The sequence below is a fragment of the Anabaena azotica SJ-1 genome (assembly GCF_047275885.1).
GTDB classification, from domain to species: domain Bacteria; phylum Cyanobacteriota; class Cyanobacteriia; order Cyanobacteriales; family Nostocaceae; genus Trichormus_B; species Trichormus_B azotica_A.
Genome location: NZ_CP178454.1, coordinates 5,795,237 through 5,816,369, shown reverse-complemented (window position 1 = coordinate 5,816,369; position 21,133 = coordinate 5,795,237). Strand labels below are relative to the sequence as shown.

The 21,133-nt window shown below is 39.3% G+C and carries 15 protein-coding genes; 8 read left to right on the top strand and 7 right to left on the bottom strand.

Annotation, left to right across the window (positions count from 1 at the left end; all coding sequences use genetic code 11):
* Nucleotides 1-69 precede the first annotated feature (69 nt).
* Entirely contained in the window at nucleotides 70-486 is a 417-nt protein-coding gene (locus ACLLO5_RS25260; protein WP_413173222.1) for an ATP-binding protein, read from the bottom strand.
* 128 nt (nucleotides 487-614) lie between these two features.
* On the opposite strand from ACLLO5_RS25260, the gene ACLLO5_RS25255 reads away from it, so the two are divergent.
* Nucleotides 615-1,811, top strand: a complete 1,197-nt coding sequence (locus ACLLO5_RS25255) for a SpoIIE family protein phosphatase (protein ID WP_413173221.1) — start codon at nucleotides 615-617, stop codon at nucleotides 1,809-1,811.
* Nucleotides 1,812-1,889: 78 nt separating this feature from the next.
* Here ACLLO5_RS25255 and ACLLO5_RS25250 read toward each other — a convergent pair whose 3' ends face one another.
* The 3 genes from ACLLO5_RS25250 to ACLLO5_RS25240 form a co-directional block, all read right to left on the bottom strand.
* Nucleotides 1,890-2,213, bottom strand: a complete 324-nt coding sequence (locus tag ACLLO5_RS25250) for an STAS domain-containing protein (RefSeq protein WP_413173220.1) — start codon at nucleotides 2,211-2,213, stop codon at nucleotides 1,890-1,892.
* Between the two features lie 292 nt (nucleotides 2,214-2,505).
* Nucleotides 2,506-4,521: a glycosyltransferase gene (locus tag ACLLO5_RS25245; protein ID WP_413173219.1), complete on the bottom strand. Its 2,016-nt coding sequence runs from the start codon at nucleotides 4,519-4,521 to the stop codon at nucleotides 2,506-2,508.
* Between the two features lie 155 nt (nucleotides 4,522-4,676).
* A complete protein-coding gene (locus tag ACLLO5_RS25240) occupies nucleotides 4,677-6,095 on the bottom strand; it encodes a DUF3131 domain-containing protein (protein WP_413173218.1) in 1,419 nt (472 codons plus the stop codon).
* Between the two features lie 322 nt (nucleotides 6,096-6,417).
* On the opposite strand from ACLLO5_RS25240, the gene ACLLO5_RS25235 reads away from it, so the two are divergent.
* On the top strand, nucleotides 6,418-7,875 hold the full coding sequence (locus tag ACLLO5_RS25235; RefSeq protein ID WP_413173217.1) for a hypothetical protein: 1,458 nt from the start codon (nucleotides 6,418-6,420) through the stop codon (nucleotides 7,873-7,875).
* Nucleotides 7,876-8,176: 301 nt separating this feature from the next.
* Here ACLLO5_RS25235 and ACLLO5_RS25230 read toward each other — a convergent pair whose 3' ends face one another.
* Complete coding sequence (locus tag ACLLO5_RS25230) at nucleotides 8,177-10,624, bottom strand: ATP-dependent Clp protease ATP-binding subunit (RefSeq protein ID WP_413176191.1); 2,448 nt, start codon at nucleotides 10,622-10,624, stop codon at nucleotides 8,177-8,179.
* A gap of 322 nt (nucleotides 10,625-10,946) precedes the next feature.
* Between ACLLO5_RS25230 and ACLLO5_RS25225 the strand changes: the two genes are divergently transcribed.
* Nucleotides 10,947-11,243, top strand: a complete 297-nt coding sequence (locus ACLLO5_RS25225; protein WP_413173216.1) for a DUF3288 family protein — start codon at nucleotides 10,947-10,949, stop codon at nucleotides 11,241-11,243.
* Nucleotides 11,244-11,505: 262 nt separating this feature from the next.
* On the opposite strand, the gene ACLLO5_RS25220 is transcribed toward ACLLO5_RS25225, so the two are convergent.
* Nucleotides 11,506-13,080, bottom strand: a complete 1,575-nt coding sequence (locus ACLLO5_RS25220; protein ID WP_413176190.1) for an MlaD family protein — start codon at nucleotides 13,078-13,080, stop codon at nucleotides 11,506-11,508.
* Between the two features lie 135 nt (nucleotides 13,081-13,215).
* Nucleotides 13,216-13,998, bottom strand: a complete 783-nt coding sequence (locus tag ACLLO5_RS25215) for an ABC transporter ATP-binding protein (protein ID WP_413173215.1) — start codon at nucleotides 13,996-13,998, stop codon at nucleotides 13,216-13,218.
* Nucleotides 13,999-14,471: 473 nt separating this feature from the next.
* On the opposite strand from ACLLO5_RS25215, the gene ACLLO5_RS25210 reads away from it, so the two are divergent.
* The 5 genes from ACLLO5_RS25210 to ACLLO5_RS25190 all read left to right on the top strand — a co-directional run bounded on the left by ACLLO5_RS25210 (nucleotide 14,472) and on the right by ACLLO5_RS25190 (nucleotide 21,132).
* Nucleotides 14,472-16,418: a phage tail sheath family protein gene (locus ACLLO5_RS25210; RefSeq protein ID WP_413173214.1), complete on the top strand. Its 1,947-nt coding sequence runs from the start codon at nucleotides 14,472-14,474 to the stop codon at nucleotides 16,416-16,418.
* 235 nt (nucleotides 16,419-16,653) lie between these two features.
* Entirely contained in the window at nucleotides 16,654-17,178 is a 525-nt protein-coding gene (locus tag ACLLO5_RS25205; RefSeq protein WP_413173213.1) for a phage tail protein, read from the top strand.
* Between the two features lie 249 nt (nucleotides 17,179-17,427).
* Nucleotides 17,428-18,162 (top strand): phage baseplate protein, encoded by a 735-nt coding sequence (locus ACLLO5_RS25200; protein ID WP_413173212.1) that lies wholly within the window; start codon nucleotides 17,428-17,430, stop codon nucleotides 18,160-18,162.
* Nucleotides 18,163-18,184: 22 nt separating this feature from the next.
* Nucleotides 18,185-19,915: a hypothetical protein gene (locus tag ACLLO5_RS25195; RefSeq protein WP_413173211.1), complete on the top strand. Its 1,731-nt coding sequence runs from the start codon at nucleotides 18,185-18,187 to the stop codon at nucleotides 19,913-19,915.
* Nucleotides 19,915-21,132, top strand: a complete 1,218-nt coding sequence (locus ACLLO5_RS25190; RefSeq protein WP_413173210.1) for a DUF4255 domain-containing protein — start codon at nucleotides 19,915-19,917, stop codon at nucleotides 21,130-21,132. Before ACLLO5_RS25195 ends, ACLLO5_RS25190 begins: the two co-directional genes overlap by 1 nt.
* Nucleotide 21,133: the final 1 nt, after the last annotated feature.

Genomic DNA, 21,133 nt, shown 5'->3' with positions numbered 1-21,133 from the left:
TGGAGTCACCATCAATCAGTGGGAGATTTTGGGAATTCTAACTCCTAACTCCTGAATTCTTACATTGTATTAATAAGATTTACTAATAAATAAACAATAACGATTATCTTCTGTTGGTTCATAACTCAATTTATCGGCTATCGCGGACATAATTTTTAATCCCCTTCCCCGTTCTTGCTGATTATCTTCTAACTCTGAAGTCTCTTGTAGTTGTTTAACCAAATCAAAAGGTTTTCCACTAGACCACATCCGAATTTCTATATTTTTTTTGAATCTAATCACTTCCAATTCAATCGGAGTTTCTTTTGGTAAGTTTTTATGCGCGTGTTCAACAATGTTAATAAATCCTTCTACCAGAAGTGTTTGCAATTCCCACCAAATTTGTAAATTAGTCAAAGGCGGTTGATTGATTTGCTCAAACCAGGATAAAATTTCATTCGTAGCGTTAATATCTGTATTAATTTGGAGATAAATTTTATTATTCATTGGTAAGTTTACAGAATATTTGAAGATGAATGTATGTTGAAAGTAAGAAAAATTTAAATCTCTGCATAAGATTTAATGTAAAGTAAGTAATGAATGATTAGGTATTAAAATTTTTTAATGGAAAACAAATGTTTAAAATTCTGATCATTGATGATGATCCTATATTACGGATGGTTTTGAAAAGAACACTAAAAAACCAGGGTTATGATATTACAATAGCTTGTAATGGTGAAGAAGGAATAGTAGAAGCAAAAAGATTATGTCCGGCTCTGATTATTAGTGATTGGATAATGTCCGAGATGGATGGTTTAGAAGTATGTCGTCGTATTAAGTCCGATCCCCAATTAGCAACAACTTTTTTCATTCTCCTGACTTCAAAAGGAGCATCACCAGGAGAAGAAGATGATCGTGTCAGAGGACTGGATGCAGGAGCAGATGAGTTTATCTCTAAGCCGATTGAGATGAATGAATTGAAAGCTAGGGTGAGAGCAGGATTAAGACTACATCAATTGAATCAGGATTTGCAAAAGCAAAAGCAAATTTTAGAAGAATTGAACCAAAATTTGCAACATCAAAAGCATATTTTAGAAGCAGAACTAGCAGAAGCTGCTGATTATGTGCGATCGCTCTTACCACCACCACTGGAAGGCTTAATCACCATAGAGTCTCTGTTTGTACCCTCAGCACAGTTAGGAGGGGATTGCTTTGATTACTATTGGATTGATGATGATCATCTGGCAATTTATCTATTAGATGTTTCTGGACATGGAGTCGGTTCAGCGTTGCTATCTGTGTCTGTATTAAATATCTTGAGATCGCAGTCTCTACCCAATACTAATTTTTGTGAACCTGCGGAAGTTCTCAAAGCACTTAATGACAGTTTTCAAATGAGCAAACATGGCGATAAATATTTTACCTTATGGTATGGAGTTTATCATCGTGTTAGTCATCAGCTAGTTTATGGAAATGCTGGACATCCACCAGCTGTACTCATATCGGGAAATGATACAAAAAACATTCATGTTAAACAACTGGATTCTCTAGATTTACCTATTGGCTTTATACCAGATATTAGCTTTGAAACTGTTGTTTTTGAAGTTAAAGAAAACAGCACTTTATATATCTTTAGTGATGGTGCTTACGAAATTCTGCAACCAGATGGACAAATTTGGGGTTTAGACTCCTTAATGAATTTATTATTCAGCCATAGCCAGACAAGAGGTAATAATATTCATCAAATCTTACCTCAAATTATGAACTTCAGTGTCAACAAAAATTTGGATGATGATTTATCATTATTACAGGTTAATTTTGGGGCTATTTAATTTTGTTATATGCTGTTAATTAATCATCGAAAAACATGGATTTATACCCTGTTGATGCCAGGGTTGTTGAACTTCTTTTTAAGTTGTCATTACTTGGCGGTTAAACTCGTCTCGATCACGCAGAATATTTAAAACTCGCTCTATTTTAGTGAGTTCAAATAACATCTTTACTTGAGCATTGATTGAGCAAATAAAAAGTTTCTTTTCAGTCTTCTTGATCTCTTGCATTGCCGATACCAAAGCACCCAAACCAGAACTATCAATAAAAGTTACATTCTTCATATCAATCAGTACAACTTTTACGTCATTATCCAGAACATCTTTAATTTTCCGACGTAGTTCATTACCTACTGTGGCGTTTAAAATTCCCGCTGGTTCAAATATTTGAATTTGAGAATCCATAAATTTATCCTTGATTTAATAATTTTTGGTTTTTTTAAATTTTAGCGATCGCATCTTTGAAAGCATCTTAATCATTCAGCTAATGCCCATAGCTAGGGTGAAGAAGTAGGAGTCATACAGAATGCTACGCTAACAGCAGTAAGATTTTTTAGGCTAACAGCAAAAATACTTACAGCAGACTGAAGATCAATAAGGTGCAACATCAAAATTGAAACCCATACGCCAAGCCAGTTTCACTCCTGACTCCTGACTCCTTACAAAGCATCTCCACAAATAGTACAGCACCCGCTACTTAATTATTTTTAGCTGGTTGCCAAACAGCAGCACGAATTACTGCCCAAAGTAGTGATGATGTATATATAGCCCATACACCATTGATGAGATAAACTAAAGGAGTTTCTAACTGACCAATAGCAAAGCGATATAGACTCCATATTATACCCAAAACCGTCAACATAAAAACAGCTAGTTGTGGCCAAATGAGTTGAAAATAAATTCCTGATTGTCGCTGCTTGGGAGTAACTTGAAATTTAATAGGTTGTCCAGTAAATACACTCAAGACAGATTGGATTAACAGGGGAAATAAAGCGATCGCATATTGTTCTGAGCGCCATAACTCTCCAGACGATATTCCCCAACCAGCCGCTAAAAAGGTCAACCTATTGATAATAAAAGCCGGGAAAAAATGCAATGCAAAATCATAGCCATAGGTTTTGACGGGGATAATTCCCGTGAAAAAATAGATAATGGGGCAAGAAATAAAGATTAAAGTAGCAAACCCGGAAAAATAGCTATATATTGTTTTAAAGTAGTGTAATTTTTGCCAAAATGTTAATCCTACTTTAGTCAGGGGATTTTCTCTTACTAAAACTTGAATAGTTCCTTGCGCCCAGCGCATTCGTTGTTTTAGTGTAGAACTTAAATCATCAGGAGCCAAACCCTCTGCTAACAATTCATGGTGGTAGACCGATTTCCAGCCCGCTGCATGTAAACGCATAGCTGTATTCATATCTTCTGTAATACTATTACTAGAAACACCGCCAATTAAGTCAAATTCATCTAATCGCTTTTCATCTTTAGCAAATTCCTCAACAAAATATTGCAGTCCCACACTAATCAATGCTTCTCTTCTTAGCACTGCATTTGTACCAGTGTAGAAAGCTGCATTCATTCCATCTTTACCCTGTTGAAGAGGCCCATAAAATAAATTGGCTCGATGTCCAAAGGGATCTCCTGGGGGAAGATTGTAAAAATTTTGGGGGGTTTGCACAAAAGCAATGCGATTTTGTTCATATTTGCCTGAAAACAAATTATAGTTATAAAAATATGGTAAAACTCGCTTCAGAAATTGTGGTTTAGGAATATGATCTGCATCTAAGGTAAGAATAAAATCCCCTTCTGTTTCTCCAGAAAAAATAGCGTAATTAAGGTTTCCGGCTTTAGCATGATGGGCTACACCTGGCTGTTTTGGCCGCGCAATATATCGCAATCGCATCAAATCAACACATTCTAATTCTTTTTTGTTAATAGCTGTTGCTAAGGCTTGATGCTCATAATTTAGACGTTCGGATAAAATTGATTTAGTCGTATCATTACTGTTGTGATTTTCTGGTTTTAACCAAATAATAAACTGTTGCAGACTCTGCACAAATTTACCAGGAATATCTGCCGAAATATCCGTTTGTGTAGAAGATGATTGTTGTAGCCATTCTTCAGCAGCTTCTAAATTAGGAAATAAACTTTCTAATTGTTGAATTCGTTCATTTAATATAGATAATTCTTCATCAATCCGATGAGCTTCCTGTTGTAATAATGGTGATTGTAAATCCTCTATCCCTAGTTTTTCAGACATAGATCGCATCTCCTGGGAATTACCATCATCCAACACATACACACGCAATTTTGTCGTAGGATAATCTATTGCTAAAGCTGCTCTGGCAGTTTCCTCAACCATTTCTGGTGGTTCATTGTAGCAGGTAATAAACACATCAACTGTTGGCCAATCAGATATAGGCATGGGAGGGTTTAACTGGTTGAGAGACTTTATTTGTCGGACTATAGGCCGCCATAGTCCAATCACAAACATCACTCCACCAAAATAGCTGTAAATTTCTGCTAGTAGTAAAGGAATGGATAACCACAGCGCATCAAAGTTGATGGAATTAGTGATGCGCCACTGTAAATACCAAGCACCTAAAATTAAATTTATTTCTGCTAAATATCGAAATAGGAGTGTTCTTTTTTTTAGTGTTGAACGACTGTTTCCAGAAAAATTGGATAAATCATTATTTATTGAGACTGAATTCATTTTGCACCCCGAAAAATAAAATTTAAATTGTAAGCATTGAGCTATAGGTATCCGGCTTGATTCCTGAAATCATTTGTGTAGGCAGGAAAGAGTGAAGATGAGAATTTTATCATAAGTAATTACCCGGACTTGATATGATGAGTGAAATTTTGCAATTAATCAATTATTGGTTGTTTATTTCTGGCTTGGTAAAGTAAACTTTCTAAAATTACAGCATTAGTATTAACGTCGAGTGATTTATTAATACCCAGTTGGAGATTTTCATATTTCCCAGAGAAATAACCGCGATTTTTATCAGCTAAATTCTGAACATAGTCTCTCAATTTTTGGGTATAAGTGTGATTATCAATGAGAGCAAACCAAGCAAATGCTGCTTTGGTACTCAAAAATCGTAGTTGTGGATAGGTTTTTTCTTTAGTATTTACAGCTTGCCAAGATTGACCATTGGCATAGACACTATAATACAAAAAATAAGGAGGACGATCTAAGGAATCTTCATTAACGGCGGTTAAAATACCTGTGCGTTTAAATCTTTGTTCTTGCAATTTTAAGATGTTTTGGACTTGAGGTTTAACAGCATCTGGCCAACCTATTTCTAAACCCCAAAGTAGATAAGGATCATTTGTCAAGTAGTTGGTAGCACCGGAATTTTTTAAGTTGCGTTTATCTATTTCCAGAGTAATACCATCTACTTCCACGGTTTGGGTTGGTGGCACAGAAAGAGCATTTGTGGCATAAATATGCCAACGTTTTAAGCTATGGGCGGCATATTGTTCGTAGCCTAATCTTCCTTCTTGAACTTCATTAATGCTGCCATTTTTAGTAAAGTAAGCACCATTTAACCAACCATCTTTGACGAGTTTAGACAACTTCCAGCGAGAAACTATGCTATTGATGCGATTTTTGTATTCGGGATAATGCGATCGCATCACATCCAAGGCTAACAAAAATCTCGCTAAATCCAACGCTGACCAACCACTTTTACCGTTAGGATCTGGAGTATTATTGAGCGATCGCATCTCGCCAGAATTAGTGCTATAAGCTTTATTGGGTAAACCTGTAGCAGGTATTGTCATAGTTTCCAAAGTTTTCAACAAAGTATTCATCCGTGACTCAAATAAGTCAGAAGACAACAAACCTAATTGTCGTGCAGCATGAATACCTAATAAAGCACTACCTTGATCCCACCAAGTAGTCCATTGATAATTATCTACCGAATTCACCAAACCTGTTTGCGGATTCCAATTCTGTTCAAAATATTTCCAAGCTAGTTTGGCTGCTATTTTATCTGCTTCTTTAGTCAATTTTACTGTTTCAGCAGGTAATTTTGGGTTAATTGTTGGTTGTGGTGTACCCACGGAACTAGGTGCAGGGTTTGTAGATTTCGGTAATCTTTCTCTCGGTATTCTGATGATTGTTGGGGTAGGAGTTGGTTTTGGTAATTCTGGTTCCAGATAAAAGTTATCAGGTGCAGCAATTAGCAAAGCGGGACGTTCTGGACATAAATGTTTACCACAGTCCACAATTTGCTGATGAGTGATCAAAGAGAATACTGATTCCACAATCATCTTCATTGTCCTTACTGCACTTGAATCTATCCTAATGAAATTTGGAATAAAACCATGTAGCTATATTGCAAACTGGTAAAACTTCGCCCAATTTGATAGACAAATATTACCATCAATTATAATTTGACTCAATCAACCACAATAAGATATACAAAATACAGCAGAATTCAGGAGTCAGGAGTAAAAGTGGCTTTATGTATAGGTTTGAATTTAGATGTTGTACCTCCTAACTACGCAAACTGCTGTATACATACATAATACAGAAAATAGTCAACCCTTTTGGGAAATTAACATTTAAAAAAACTCCTGAATTTATACTTAATAATTTATGTCAAAATACTTAGAATTTTCAATAATCACAATTACTATTTTCAGTATTTATACGTTATCAGCAGATGCTAATCAAGCAGATGAGAATTGGAACTCTATTTCAGAATTTACCAAGCCCATTAATTCATCTGTGAATTTATCCCAGATTCCAAAAGACAACACGGGAGCATCTCAATTTTGCCAGAACATTGCAAATTTTCATTCTGAGCATAATGCAGTGAAGCCTTTAGGAAGCGTGCCATTAGGCTCTATAATCTCGCCAGATACTTCATTGCGCTTCACTTCATTCAGCATGACAGTAAACTCACACATTTGCGATGCTCCCAATTATACAGATCATATTTTTGCCAAATCAGCAGAAAAATCAAAACGAATTATAAATGTTGATGCTTTAGACAACAGTAATACAACTCTTAATAGAAAATTCATACCTATTTGGATCGCTGCACCTGACAACTTTACCCCCCAACCACGGGTGCTTCCACCCATATCCAAACCAACACCCAAGCCGATACTAAAACCCAAACCCAAACCGACAATAAAATCAACCGCACCAAGTCGGCCAGGTTTTGCTTTGGAAAGTGTGCAAACGGAATTTCAAGCGGATATTAATGATTTCCAGACAACTCAAATTATTGAACCTACTTTTCAATTTCGTTTACCAAATGGAGAAAAAATTAACATCAAAACTGGATTTAATACCTTTGAACAACCTAATATTGAGAGAATCACGAATATTCCTCTACAATTTGGCTGGGAAGGAAAATTAGGTAAATATAATATCCAGGCATCTGCGGGAGTTGATTTATTTGATAGATTGCCAATAGTTCCTAATTTCCATCTTCAGATAGATAGACCAATTTTCACTAATGCAACTTCTGATAACAAATTAAAATCAGGTTTATTTTTAACAGGATTATTAGAATATGGGGCTTATAAACCTAATGCCAAAACCTTAGAAAATGAGATTAAAACTTTCCATTCTGGATTAAATGTTTATTGGCAAATAGACCCTAATACAAGCTTTTTCTCTTTATATCGTCTTGGTTTATATAGTGATGATAACTTGGAACATCAATCCTATAGCCGATTAGAACATAAATTCGGACAATTTTGGGTAGCAGCCAATTTATTTTATTCAAAATATAACAACAATAGACAAGATACTAGCGGCTATTTTTCACCTGAAAATTTCCTAATTTATAATGGTGAAATTGGCTGGGGAGGAGATATTTTTTCGTTCTTAAATTGTCGTTTAAATACTACTTTAGGAAGACAGATTTTGAATGGAGGTACTAGCGGAGGTAATAGTTATACAACTAACTGCACAGCTAAAATATCTCCAAATGTAGATATAGATTTTGGTTATACTTGGAGTGCAGTTCGGAATTTAGATACTGGTGATACTCCATTTAGCAATCAAACTTTTAAGAGTCAGTTGCAGATCAAATTTTAAACCCAGTTGGGGGTGATGAGGAGCAGGGGAGCAGAGGAGCAGGGGAGCAGGGGAGCAGGGGAGCAGGGGAGCAGGGGAGGAAAATTAATTCTTTCTTCTTCCTGAACTCCTGATAGCGAAGCGTGGCGTTAGCCATACTCCTGAACTTCTGATAGCGAAGCGTGGCGTAAGCCATACTCCTGACTCCTGACTCCTGACTACTCTATTTATGCTTAAAGGGTAAAGGTTAAAGGTGTTTTCTTTACCTTTCCCCTCTACCCTTTGATTTTCAACCGATTAGTGTTGAGACGGTATTCACAGTTTAGCCAACATTAGCTAACAGGTATTCGCGGGTTTCTGCTTGTCTGACTGTTACCTGACCATCATCATCAACATCGACAATGGCTGTATCACCTTCTAGGATGTGACTAGATAAGATAGCCTCAGCTAAAGAATCTTCTAACAGACGCATAATAGCCCGACGTAAAGGTCTAGCCCCGTAGCTTGGGTCATAACCTTCTCTGACAACCAGTTCTTTGAAGCTTTCTGTGACTTCGAGTTTAATTCCTCTGTCTTTTAAGCGGTTAGCAACATCACGCAGCATGATTTCGGCTATTTGCTTAACTTCTTCTTTATTCAACTGAGTGAAGACGATAATATCATCAACACGGTTGAGGAATTCAGGACGGAAATAAGCTTTCAGTTCTTCATTTACCAAGTTACGGATACGGTGATAACTAGCGTCGGCTTGATTGTCAAATTCAAAGCCTAAACTCATACCGCCTTTTTCAATTACCTTAGAACCAATATTGGAAGTTAAGATAATCAAGGTGTTCTTGAAGTCCACTTTCCGACCTTTAGCGTCGGTGAGGTGTCCGTCATCCAAGATTTGCAGTAGCATATTAAATACATCGGGGTGCGCTTTTTCGATTTCGTCGAAAAGTAGCACTGTGTAAGGTTTACGTCTTACTGCTTCGGTCAGTTGTCCGCCTTCGTCGTAGCCTACGTAACCTGGAGGTGAACCGATGAGTTTGGAAACGTTATGGCTTTCCATGTATTCGGACATATCCAAGCGAATCATGGAATCTTCCGCACCGAAGAAGTAAGCGGCTAGGGCTTTGGCTAGTTCGGTTTTCCCTACTCCTGTTGGTCCAGAGAAGATAAAGCTGGCGATAGGACGGTTAGGATTTTTTAAGCCGACACGGGCGCGACGGATGGAACGAGAAACGGCTGTAACGGCTTGTTCTTGACCAATGAGGCGTTTGTGTAGGGTTTCTTCTAAGTGCAACAATAACTCTGATTCTGATTCAGTTAGTTTGTTAACGGGTACACCTGTCCAAGAACCGACAATTTCGGCGATGTCTTCTTCGTCAACGATCGCTTTTACTGTTTGCAGATTGTCTTCTAAGTCTATTTTGGCTTGGAGTTCTAGTTCTTCTTGATTGAGTTTACTAGCTTTGCCAAAATCCTGAACTCTGATCGCTTCTGCTTTGTCTTTGCTGATGTTTTTGAGTTGCAGTTTGATTTCTTTATTGTTGATGATGCGGGAGTGACGTAACCGCACACGAGAACCAGCTTCATCAATTAAGTCTATGGCTTTGTCGGGTAGGAAGCGATCGCTAATATATCTATCCGATAACTGTGCTGCTGCTACTACCGCGGCATCAGAGATGGTGACTTTATGATGTTGTTCATAAGCACTACGCAACCCATAGAGAATCTCAATGGTTTCTTCTACTGAAGGTTCTCCCACCAAAATTGGTTGAAAACGCCGTTCTAAAGCTGCATCACGCTCAATGTGTTTACGGTATTCATCCAAGGTGGTTGCGCCAATACATTGGAGTTCACCTCTTGCTAAAGCTGGTTTGAGGATGTTAGCTGCATCTAAACCGCCTTCTGTACCACCTGCACCGACTAAGGTGTGAATTTCATCAATTACCAGGATGATATTGCCTTCTGAGCGAATTTCATCCATGATTTTTTTCAGGCGTTCCTCAAAGTCGCCCCGGAAACGAGTTCCAGCTACCAGTAACCCCATGTCCAGACTGATGACTTGCTTGTTAAACAGCACTTCTGGTACATCTTGGTTAATGATCCGTTGGGCTAAACCTTCGGCGATCGCAGTTTTCCCAACACCTGGTTCTCCAATCAAAACCGGGTTATTTTTGGTACGGCGACCGAGAATTTGGACAGTGCGCTCAATTTCCTGTTGACGACCAACCACAGGATCTAGCTTGCCTTCCTGAGCCATTTTGGTCAGATTTCTACCAAACTCTTCTATACTTAGGTTTTGGCTACGCTTAGAACCGCTTCCACTGCCCGCGAAAACAGTTACATCTTCACCCAAACGACTAATAACAGCCGCACGGATGGCTTGCAACTCAACTCCCAAATTTTGTAGAACTTTGGCCGCGACTCCTTCCCCGGCTTCGGTTAAACCTAACAATAAATGTTCAGTGTTTATGTAGTTGTGTCCAAGACTATGAGCTTCTCTAAAAGATTGCTCAAACAGACTTTTTACTTTTGGTGTAAAAGGAATTTCCGGCGGAACAAAACCAGAACCCCGACCAATAATTTTCTCTACTTCCCGACGCGCATCTTTCAGGGTGACACCTAACTCAGCTAGCACTTTCGCAGCCACTCCGGTTCCTTCTCCCATTAAACCCAGGAGAATTTGTTCAGTGCCTACGAAATTGTGTCCCAGGCGGCGTGCTTCCTCCTGAGCTAACATGATTACCCTAATGGCTTCGGACGTGAAGTGTTCAAACATAGCGGGTTCTTGCTCCCTTGCTGCTTGGACTTGGGGTGAGATAAAGTTCACCCTTATCTAAAGTTTTTTGTATTTTCTTAAAGATAATGTATCTTTATTTAAAGTTAGATGACAGTGGTGAGAGCCGTATGAGCTAGGGTGTAGTTGCCGTCATCAGTCGTTGTGCAGAATTAAGGATGAAAGATAAAAAATTAAAAACGCTGACGACGTAAGCTTTTAGCCTATTTTTGCTCCCGGTATTTTGATTACCACTTTGGTTTCCTAGATAAATTGTTAAGCCTCTAAGCTTGATGAGTCTGAAATCCTATCAGTTGTAAGAATTATGACAGAATCTTCAGCAAGTAAAGACCAACAACATCCTCTTTACAATCGCGATCGCCCCTTTATTAATATTTTACTCGCTCAAGAGGCTACAGACTACAATTTAGCAGAATTGGCTAGGTTGAGAATTCGCTATCAAGGCTTCCCAGGCGCACGGGACATCCAAAACGACCTAAATAAAGTTTTGCAACGCTGGGGTTTAACCGAAGCTGAACTTTTCACCAAAACCCGCCAACTCCATGACATTGGTGGCATTTACAAAAGTCGCGGTAAAAAAGACGAAGAAGATTGGAATTAGGCAGGAGGCAGGAGGCAGTAGGCAGTAGGCAGAAGGCAGGAGGCAGGAGGCAGTAGGCAGGAGGCAGTAGGCAGGAGGCAGTAGGCAGGAGGCAGTAGGCAGGAGTCAGGAGTTAGGAGGCAGGAGGCAGGAGGCAGGAGGCAGGAGGCAGTAGGCAGTAGGCAGGAGGCAGTAGGCAGTAGGCAGTAGGCAGTAGGATAAGAAGAAAATATTTCCCCCATCTCCCTCATCTCCCTCATCTCCCTCATCTCCCTCATCTCCCTCATCTCCCCTGCTCCTCTGCTCCCCTGCTCCCCTGCTCCTCTGCTCCCCTACTTCCCTGCTCCCCTACTTCCCCAACTGAAGTTTCGAGTGGTGTAGATATTTCTGAATCTAGCTGAATTACATCAGGTGTTTCAATTGGGGTGGGAGTTATGACTTTGGGTTTCTCTTCTGGGTTCTCTGTAATTGGTGTTTCAATTGGGGTGGGAGTGATGATTTTGGGTTTCTCCAGTGATGCTTTTTTAACGGGGGTGGTGATGATATTTTTAGGTTTTTCTACTTGAGGTTTTTCTATATCAGCTTTTATTGTTGGCATAGGTACAGGGCTTAAGACTGCTGGCTGATCCATAGATGCTTTGATAGAGTCTAAGGTGACAGCTACCTTTGCTTGTTCCTGCATATCCTGTGTAGAAGATACCAATTTACTCAGACCATTCACCAATTGCAGGAGATTTTGGCGAAATTTGGGATCACCTGTTAATTCATCTAAATCAGATGTGATTTTTTGGGTATTTTCAAATGTCACTCTGGCAGCATCTAAAGTTTGTTGTAGGAGAACAATATTTTTAGGATCATTTAAGGTCTTGGACGCATCTTTTAAATTATTTGAAGCTTCCGCAGCATTTGCAGACAGAAGTTCTAAATTTTTCAATAATTCCCCTTCAGTTAAACGATTAACCGCAGGTGATAAACTACTAACTGTTTGACGCAGTTGGTTACTAGTTTGAGTAATATTATTTAAAGTCCCAACTAGGGATGAACGGTTGCTTGTCAATAATTCATCTAAATTATTCAACAAACTACCTGCTTGTTTTGCAGTTTTACTAAATTCGCTGGCTGTTTCACCTAATTGATTTGCGGTTTTAGATGTAGTTACGGTGAGTTCATTTGTAGCTTTTTGAATGGTGACAGCAGTATTAGAAAATGTGCCGATTTGCCCTTTAAAGCTTTTGCTCACACTCTGGAGTTCTCGACTGAGGTTAGCAACACTAGAAGCTGCATCAGCAGAGGTTACTAACAAGCGATTAACATTTTGATAAAATTGTTTGTTATTGTATTGAGCCGCAAAATCAGATGATTGACGAATTAGTTCATCAACGCTGATACCAATTTGACCTTTTAATGTACTGGTTTTATTACAAATAATCAGACTGGGATTACAATCTTTGTCTAAGGGTTTAGCAATATTAGTTTCCGTTGCTAGGTCGGTTGCTGGGGTAATATCAATAATACTTTCGCTAATTAATCCACTTTGATTGGCTTCAATTTTAGAATCTGCGGGAATGAGCAAATTAGGATCATTGATTTCAATTTCTACAGCAACAGCATTGACTCCAGTTTTTATATTGGAAATACTACCAACTTTTACGCCACGATAACGAACTGGTGCGCCTTTTTGCATTCCTCCACCATTAGCAAATTCCACTACAGCTTTATAAGAACTGCGTCCAGGGGTGATTCTATTTAACCATAGGAGAATGATTCCAAATGCTCCTAAACCCAGTAAAAGTAATAATCCCACTGAGCCTTCTCTAAAAGTTCGTGTAGAGGTGAAGCCGCTAATTAGACTTCGCATTTTTTCGCGCTCCATAAAACTAGTCCTGATTTGTGATACCAATTAGAAAAATGAATACGGCAGATGTAAGCATAAAAACTTTCTACAGCAAGTATCTCACAATCTAAAATCCAAAATCTAAAATCTAAAATAGTATCAACCAACTACTTGAATCGGACCATTGATACTTCCACTCATAAATTGTCTGATCAACGGATCATCTGTATGATCTATTTCACTTACTTTACCTTGCCATTGCACCTTACCTTGATAAAGAAATACCAACCTGTCAGCTGTGCGTCGAATGGTACTTTCTTGGTGCGTAACAATGCAGTATGTGCTACAGACATCTTGTATAGACTGTAAGCTGCGGATTAGATCTTCAATTACCGTTGAGGCGATCGGATCAAGTCCGGCTGTGGGTTCATCGTATAATAAAACTTCTGGATTGTCTGCGGGATGATCTGGATTGGACATAATCGCACGAGCAAAACTGACCCGTTTTCGCATCCCTCCCGAAAGTTCTGAGGGGTAGAGATGACCAATTCCTGGTAAACCCACCATATCTAATTTTTCGTTGACCAGTTGGCGAATGCGCGATCGCTCTAATTTTGAGTTCTGATACAATGAGAAACCCACGTTTTCGTCCACTGTCAACGAATCAAATAAGGCCGCTTGCTGAAATACCATCCCAATACCTACTGTATCAGCACCATCTTCAATTAATCCATCTCGCTTTTGCCCTTGGATATAAATTTGTCCGGCATCGGGTTGTAATAAACCAGCTATGATTCTTAAAATCGTCGATTTACCAGTTCCTGAAGGGCCAATAATCCCTATCGCTTCCCCTTTGTAAATTTGCAAATCAACATTATCTAAAACCTGATTTTTACCAAAGGCTTTAGAAATTCCTTTGAGTTCAATTAGTGGTTCGGTCATTGGAATATGTAAGTAGTTGTGCAAAATAAATTGTATATTTGGGAGAGGGTACAGGGAACAGGGAACAGATCAGGAATACAGAGATTTTTGTTTGTTCCCAAAATGTGGAATTAATTTTGCTCAGGTACTTAATTGCTACTAGTGGTCTGTCAAGCATTAGGGCTGTAGGGGGTTAGGATTTGACATACTACCCGCCCTAGAAGGGGGGAGATTCTGGGGTCAAACAGCAATTGCTGGCATAGCCAGTCTAACATTGCCTAGCCCAATGGGTAAGCAATCCAGACAGTTTGGTATATCACCAATAACTTTTAAAACATCCGCTGAAAGAGTAAAATAATAACAAGCTAGCAGTGGTATTCATGCTGACGTTTTTTTACATCAAAGCCTGTTGATGGGAGATAAAAAGCGGACTTTATTTGGCACATTTCTAGCCTGGTTCTATCTGCACTTACTCACTCTTAGAGGAATATTTTATGCCTGTAAATCCTACCTATCCAGGTGTTTACATTGAGGAAATTGCCAGTGGAGTCCGCACCATTACAGGAGTTGCCACTTCAATTACAGCATTTGTGGGTTACACACCACGAGGTACGTTAAACAAAGCTGTACGTATTTTCAATTTTGGCGATTTTGAACGTGGATTTGGTGGTTTACACCCAGATAGCGAAATCAGTTACTCAATACAGCAATTCTTTTTGAATGGTGGTACTGATGCTTATGTAGTGCGTGTTGCTCAAGGTGCGATCGCAGCCAGTAAAATACTCCAATATGGATCTGCTGACAATGAAAAGGCATTGATAGTAAATGCTGCTAGTAAAGGTAAATGGGGTGAAGACCTATTTGTGACAGTAGATTACGGTACTTCTCCTTTGACTTTGACAAGTACCTTTAATCTCACAGTTACCCGTCAGGTACAGCAAGGTAATAGTCCTACTCTTGTTCCTGTGGAAACTGAAAAGTTTCTCAACTTGAGTATGAATAGCAAGTCTGCTAAATACGCCGTAGATGTTGTAAATAGTAGTTCTAAGCTAATTCAGCTAGAAGTTGTGCCAGGATTATTTAGTGGTGATAGCGATCGCGGTTTTAGTCTTAGTGGTGATTTGTCCACCTTCCCTACATTAACTGATAAACAAATCAAAATTTCGGGCGTAATTGATGGAGAAGATATCTTTACGTTGATTTTGAATACTCAGTTATCCTTCCCCCCAACCGATATCAGTCAGTTGGTGACAGCTATCAATAACGCCATTACCGCAGCTAACTTAACCTCTCGTCTGGAGGTATCTCGTGCCAATGCAGAGGGTGCAGAAGACGCATCTGCCGGAAATTTCATCAAACTGGCTTCAACTTCCACCAATGCCGAAATTGCCAGCGTAGAAGTGACGATCGCACCCGATAATGATGCCTCACCAGCCTTGAAATTAGGAAGAGATAATGGTGGCAAAGAATTTCAGGCTGCGAGAACACGTCGGCCATTAGAAGTAGCAAATACAAGATTAACTGGAGGTGCAGATGGTCGTCCACCCCAAAGTGCCAATGATATTTTAGGTGGATTTGATGCCAAAACAGGGATATATGCCTTGCGGGATGTGGATTTATTCAACCTGTTAGTGATTCCTGAAACCACCAAGCTAAGTGAGAGTGCGGGTAAAGCCGTGATTGCGGAAGCCGTTAAATTTTGTGCAGATCATCGGGCATTTTATATTATTGATCCCCCACCCACAAAGGGCTTTACAGATATAGGTGATTGGGCTGTAGGTGCTAGTAAAGATAAAAATGCGGCTGTCTTCTTTCCGCGAATTTTGGCAGCTGACCCCAAAAAAGATTTCCGGCTGCGGGATTTTCCGGCTTCAGGAGCGATCGCAGGCATCTTTTCCCGCACAGATAGCGATCGCGGCGTATGGAAAGCACCAGCAGGTATTGAGGCTACTGTACGTGGCGCTCAAGGGCTAACCTACACCTTAACAGACCCCGAAAATGGCGTTCTGAATCCTTTGGGGATTAATTGCCTACGCACATTTCCCGCCTATGGAACAATAGTTTGGGGCGCACGGACTCGTCAGGGCGCTGATCAAGACGCATCAGAATGGAAATACATTCCCGTCAGACGGCTGGCGCTGTTCTTGGAAGAAAGCCTTTATCGTGGCACTCAATGGGTAGTATTTGAACCCAACGACGAACCATTATGGGCGCAAATTCGCCTGAATCTTGGCGCATTTATGAATAACTTATTTCGTCAAGGAGCCTTTCAAGGTAAGTCCCCCAAAGAAGCATATTTCGTCAAATGTGACAGTGAAACAACTACCCAAAACGACATCAATCTGGGCATTGTTAACATCGTTGTCGGTTATGCACCCTTAAAACCAGCAGAATTTGTCATCCTCAAATTCCAGCAAATGGCAGGGCAGATTGCCGTTTAAGTTCACTGGGGAGATGAGGGAGCAGGGGGAGCAGGGGAGCAGAGGAGCAGGGGAGCAGAGGAGCAGAGGAGCAGGGGAGCAGGGGAGCAGAGGAGCAGGGGAGCAGGGGAGCAGAGGAGCAGAGGAGCAGAGGAGCAGGGTAAAAATTAATTCTTTCTTCTTTCTTCTTTCTTCTTTCTTCTGACTCCTGACTCCTGACTCCTGTAAAAATTAACCATAACTTCAAGAGGTAAACATGGCTCAGTTTAGTGTAAATGCCCAGCGGTTTGATCCCTATAAAAATTTCAAATTTCGTGTTAAATGGGATGGTAGATATGTAGCTGGAATCAGCAAAGTTGGTGCTTTAAAACGCACTACAGAAGTAGTAACTCATCGGGTGGGAGGCGACCCTAGTAGCGCCCGTTTATCACCAGGACAAACTAAATATGATCCGATTACCCTAGAACGGGGAGTTACCCACGATAAAGAGTTTGAACAATGGGCTAATAAGGTTTGGAACTATGGTTCCGGCTTAGGTTCTGAAGTTTCCCTCAAAGACTTTCGTAAAGATATTATTATTGAAGTCATGAATGAAGCAGGACAAGTTGCGATCGCATATAAAGTGTTTCGTTGCTGGGTATCAGAATTCCAATCCTTACCTGAACTTGATGCCAGTGCCAACGCTGTAGCCATTCAAACCATTCAACTACAAAACGAAGGCTGGGAACGCGACTACGACGTAACCGAACCCACAGAACCCAGTTTCCTAGAACCTGCTTAACCGAGTGGGGAAGGTGACAGGAGGCAGGAGGCAGGAGTCAGGAGGCAGGAGGCAGGAGTCAGGAGTCAGGAGTCAGGAGTCAGGAGTCAGGAGTCAGGAGTCAGAAGAAAGAATTAATTTTTACCCTGCTCCTCTGCTCCTCTGCTCCTCTGCTCCCCTGCTCCCCTGCCCCCCTGCCCCCCTGCCCCCCTGCTCCCCTGCTCCGCTGCCCCCTGCCCCCTGCTCCTTTGCCAATATTTGGTATAAATTATGCGTTCATTGTCCGCCCAAGATATGATGCAAATTTGGGAAATTGGTCAAAGTCAGCATCCCATAGACAGGGCGCTGACTATGCTTACCTTTGCTTATCCAGAGAAATCTGTGGATGAGTTAGCATCACTCAGTATTGGGCAACGAGATACATATTTATTGACACTCCGAGAAATCACTCTGGGTTCCAAAATGGAAAGTTATGCTGAGTGTCCTAAATGTGCTGAACGCTTGGAATTTACAATTAATGTGGCAGATATCCGTGTAACTGAACCAATACCAGCAATAAACCAGGAATATATTCTCACTTCTGGAAATTTACAAATGCGGTTTCGTTTACCCAATAGTAAAGATTTAGCTGCTGTTGTTGGTTATCAAGATGTTAACAAAGCACGATATTTAATTGGACAGCGTTGTGTGTTAGAAGTTAGTCATAATGGAGTTTCAATTGCTGGAGAAGAATTACCTCCTGATTTGATTGATTTATTGTCAAAACAGATATCTGAATGTGACCCCCAGGCAGAAATATTATTAAATTTAACTTGTCCAGCTTGCAATCATAACTGGCAGATTTTATTTGATATAGTCGCATTTTTTTGGAGTGAAATTAGCATCCAAGCTAAACGTTTACTGCGTGAAGTTCATACACTGGCACGATATTATGGTTGGAGGGAAGCAGATATCTTAGCTATGAGTGCAGTTAGAAGACAGTTTTATTTAGATTTAGTTAATTGATTTTTGGAATTATAGAATTATAATGGCTGACTTTCTCACCACATTGGCTATACGCACTCTCGGTTTAACACCTGTGATGCAACCTATGATTGCTTCAAGATTTGCTGTGGGAATGGGGGGAATGAGGGAGGTGGGGGAGATTGGGAGGATGAGGGAGATTGGAGGGGATATTTATCTTTCTTCTGATTTAGTTAATTCTGAAAAAATCGCACCAATTGGAGTTGAACCTGTAGCCAATCAGTTAGAACCAATTCCAGAAATAGAGGAAATTACCCAATCTTCATTACCTACTGATTATTCAGAAAGATTGCCAAAAATTTATTCGGAAATATCAGTTAATCCTGTTACACCAACATTGGTAAACCAAATATCTCCAAGTGAAGATAAAAGGCTTTTATCTAAAAAGCAACAAACTCCAGAATTTGAGACTAGATCAAATTTAGTTAATTCTGAAAAAGTTACACAGATTGGATTTGAACCTGTAACTAATCAGTTAGATGCAATTTCAGAAATAGAAGAAATTACCCAATCTTCATTACCTACTGATTCTTCAGAAAGACTGCAAAAACAATCTTTGGAAATATCAGTTAATCCTGTTGCATCAACATTTGTAAACCAAATATCTTCAAGTGAAGATACAAGGCTTTTATCTAAAAAGCAAGAAATTCCAGAATTTGAAATTAAATCGAATTTAGTTAATTCTGAAAAAGTTACACAAATTGGAGTTGAACCTGTAGTCAATCAGTTAGATGCAATTCCAGAAAGAGAGGAAATTACTCAATCTTTATCATCTATTGATTCTTCAGAAAAACTGCAAAAACAATCTTTGGAAATATCAGTTAATCCTGTTTCACCAAAATTGGTAAACCCAATATCTCCAAGTGAAGATACACGGCTTTTATCTAAAAAGCAAGAAATTCCAGAATCTGAAATTAAATCAAATTTAGTTAATTTTGAAAAAGTTGCACCAATTGAAGTTGAACCTGTAGTCAATCAGTTAGATGCAATTCCAGAAATAAAGGAAATTATCCAATCTTCATTACCTATTGGTTCTTCAGAAAGACTGAAAAAATTATCTTTGGAAATGTCAACTAATCCTGTTACACCAACATTAGTAAATCGAATATTGCCAATTAAAGCTGCACAGCTTTTGACTAGTAATCAACAAAATCTAAAAGCTGAAGAAAAATCAGCTTTAGTTAATTCTGAGAAAGTTGCATTTTTTCAAATGAAACCTTTAATAAATAAAGAACAAATCAAGGAAGAAAACTTTAGTGAAAACAATCTAATTAGACTAGGAAATTCTTCTTTAGCTCTTAATAATATTCCTATTTCTATAAATAATCAAAGCCAAAATTTACCAGATTTGAATACAGTTATTGTTAAATCCCAGATTGATAGCCAAATACCTCATATCATCCAAAATCCTGATGTGGGAATATCTCAAACTAGCTGGAAATCGGCGAGTTTATCACAACAAACTTCATCAAAAATTAAACCAGTTGTTATGCCTCATCCATCTTCTGTTTATCCCCAATTGGAGTTAGAATCTAGGCAATCTGAACGGGTAAATCAGCGTGAATATGTTCCAGAGATACAAACACCAACGCCAACAATTCAAGTTAGTATTGGTCGTATTGAAGTGCGAGTGAGTAATCAAAATACATCTTCAAAAAGTAGTCATAAATCGACTCGCAAGGAATCAGGCCTTTCTCTACAAGATTATTTAAAACAACGTCAAGGAGATAAATAATGAGTAACTCGTTGGCGATCGCAGCCGTCACTACTACTATACGCAATTTATTGGCACGCAGCATTACGGAAGAATTAGGAAGCGGAATTGTTACCACTCGTCCCCCTGATAAAGCCCGTGATAATGGAGATAACACCAATCAAGTCAATATTTTTTTATATCAAACTTTGCCTAATGCAGCTTGGCGAAATATGGATTTACCCAGCCGAGTTAAACCAGGTGAAACGGGAAATCCTCCTTTAGCATTGAACTTATATTACCTAATTACAGCTTATGCTCAAGATAACGAAGATATAATTAGTCATCGCCTTTTAGGTGAAGTGATGCGTATATTTCACGACTATCCCATTCTTAATCCGGCTGATATTCGCAGTGCTTTACCAGAAAGCGATTTGCAAAATCAAATAGAACGGGTGAAAATTACACCCCAAACTCTCAATTTAGAAGAAATTTCTAAACTTTGGGCAACTTTTCAAACTCAGTATCGCATTTCTGTTGCTTATGAGGTTTCGGCGATCTTAATTGATAGTAGTCTTCCTGTCAGGACTCCTTTACCTGTTTTAACAAGGGGATTTGATGATCAAGGGATTTTGGCGCAAGCGAATTTGTTACCAGCATTTCCTACCCTTCAATCAGTACAACCACCAAATCAGCAGCCTAGTGTGCGTTTAGGTGAAAGCTTGATTTTAACAGGTTATCATCTCCAAAGTGAAGGTAATACCATAGTCCGATTTGCGAATTCGCGTTTACAAACATCTCTTGATCTCATACCATTACCAGGTGGTAATAATACAAAAATAATCGTAGAAATACCACTAGAAAATCAAGATTTACCAGCCGGGTTTTACACAGTAACAGCACTCCTGCAACAGGATGGACAACAACGAGTTACAAATACATTATCCTTTTCTTTAGCCCCGAAAATCAAGCAATTTGAGATTAGTGAGAGCAAAATATTAACTCTTACTTGCCAACCCGATATATGGACAGAACAACGGGTAGTTTTGTTGTTAGGGGACAATGAACTTTTACCCCAAATAGATTATGAAGTAGTAAATATAACTCAAAAAACTGATACTCTCAGGTTTAATATCAGCAATATTCCTCCTGGTGAATACTTTCTCCGGTTACGAGTCGATGGAGTGGATAGCTTATTGATCAATCGAACTGTGCAACCGCCAGTATTTGATACCAGTCAGCGAGTGAGGGTTGTGTAAA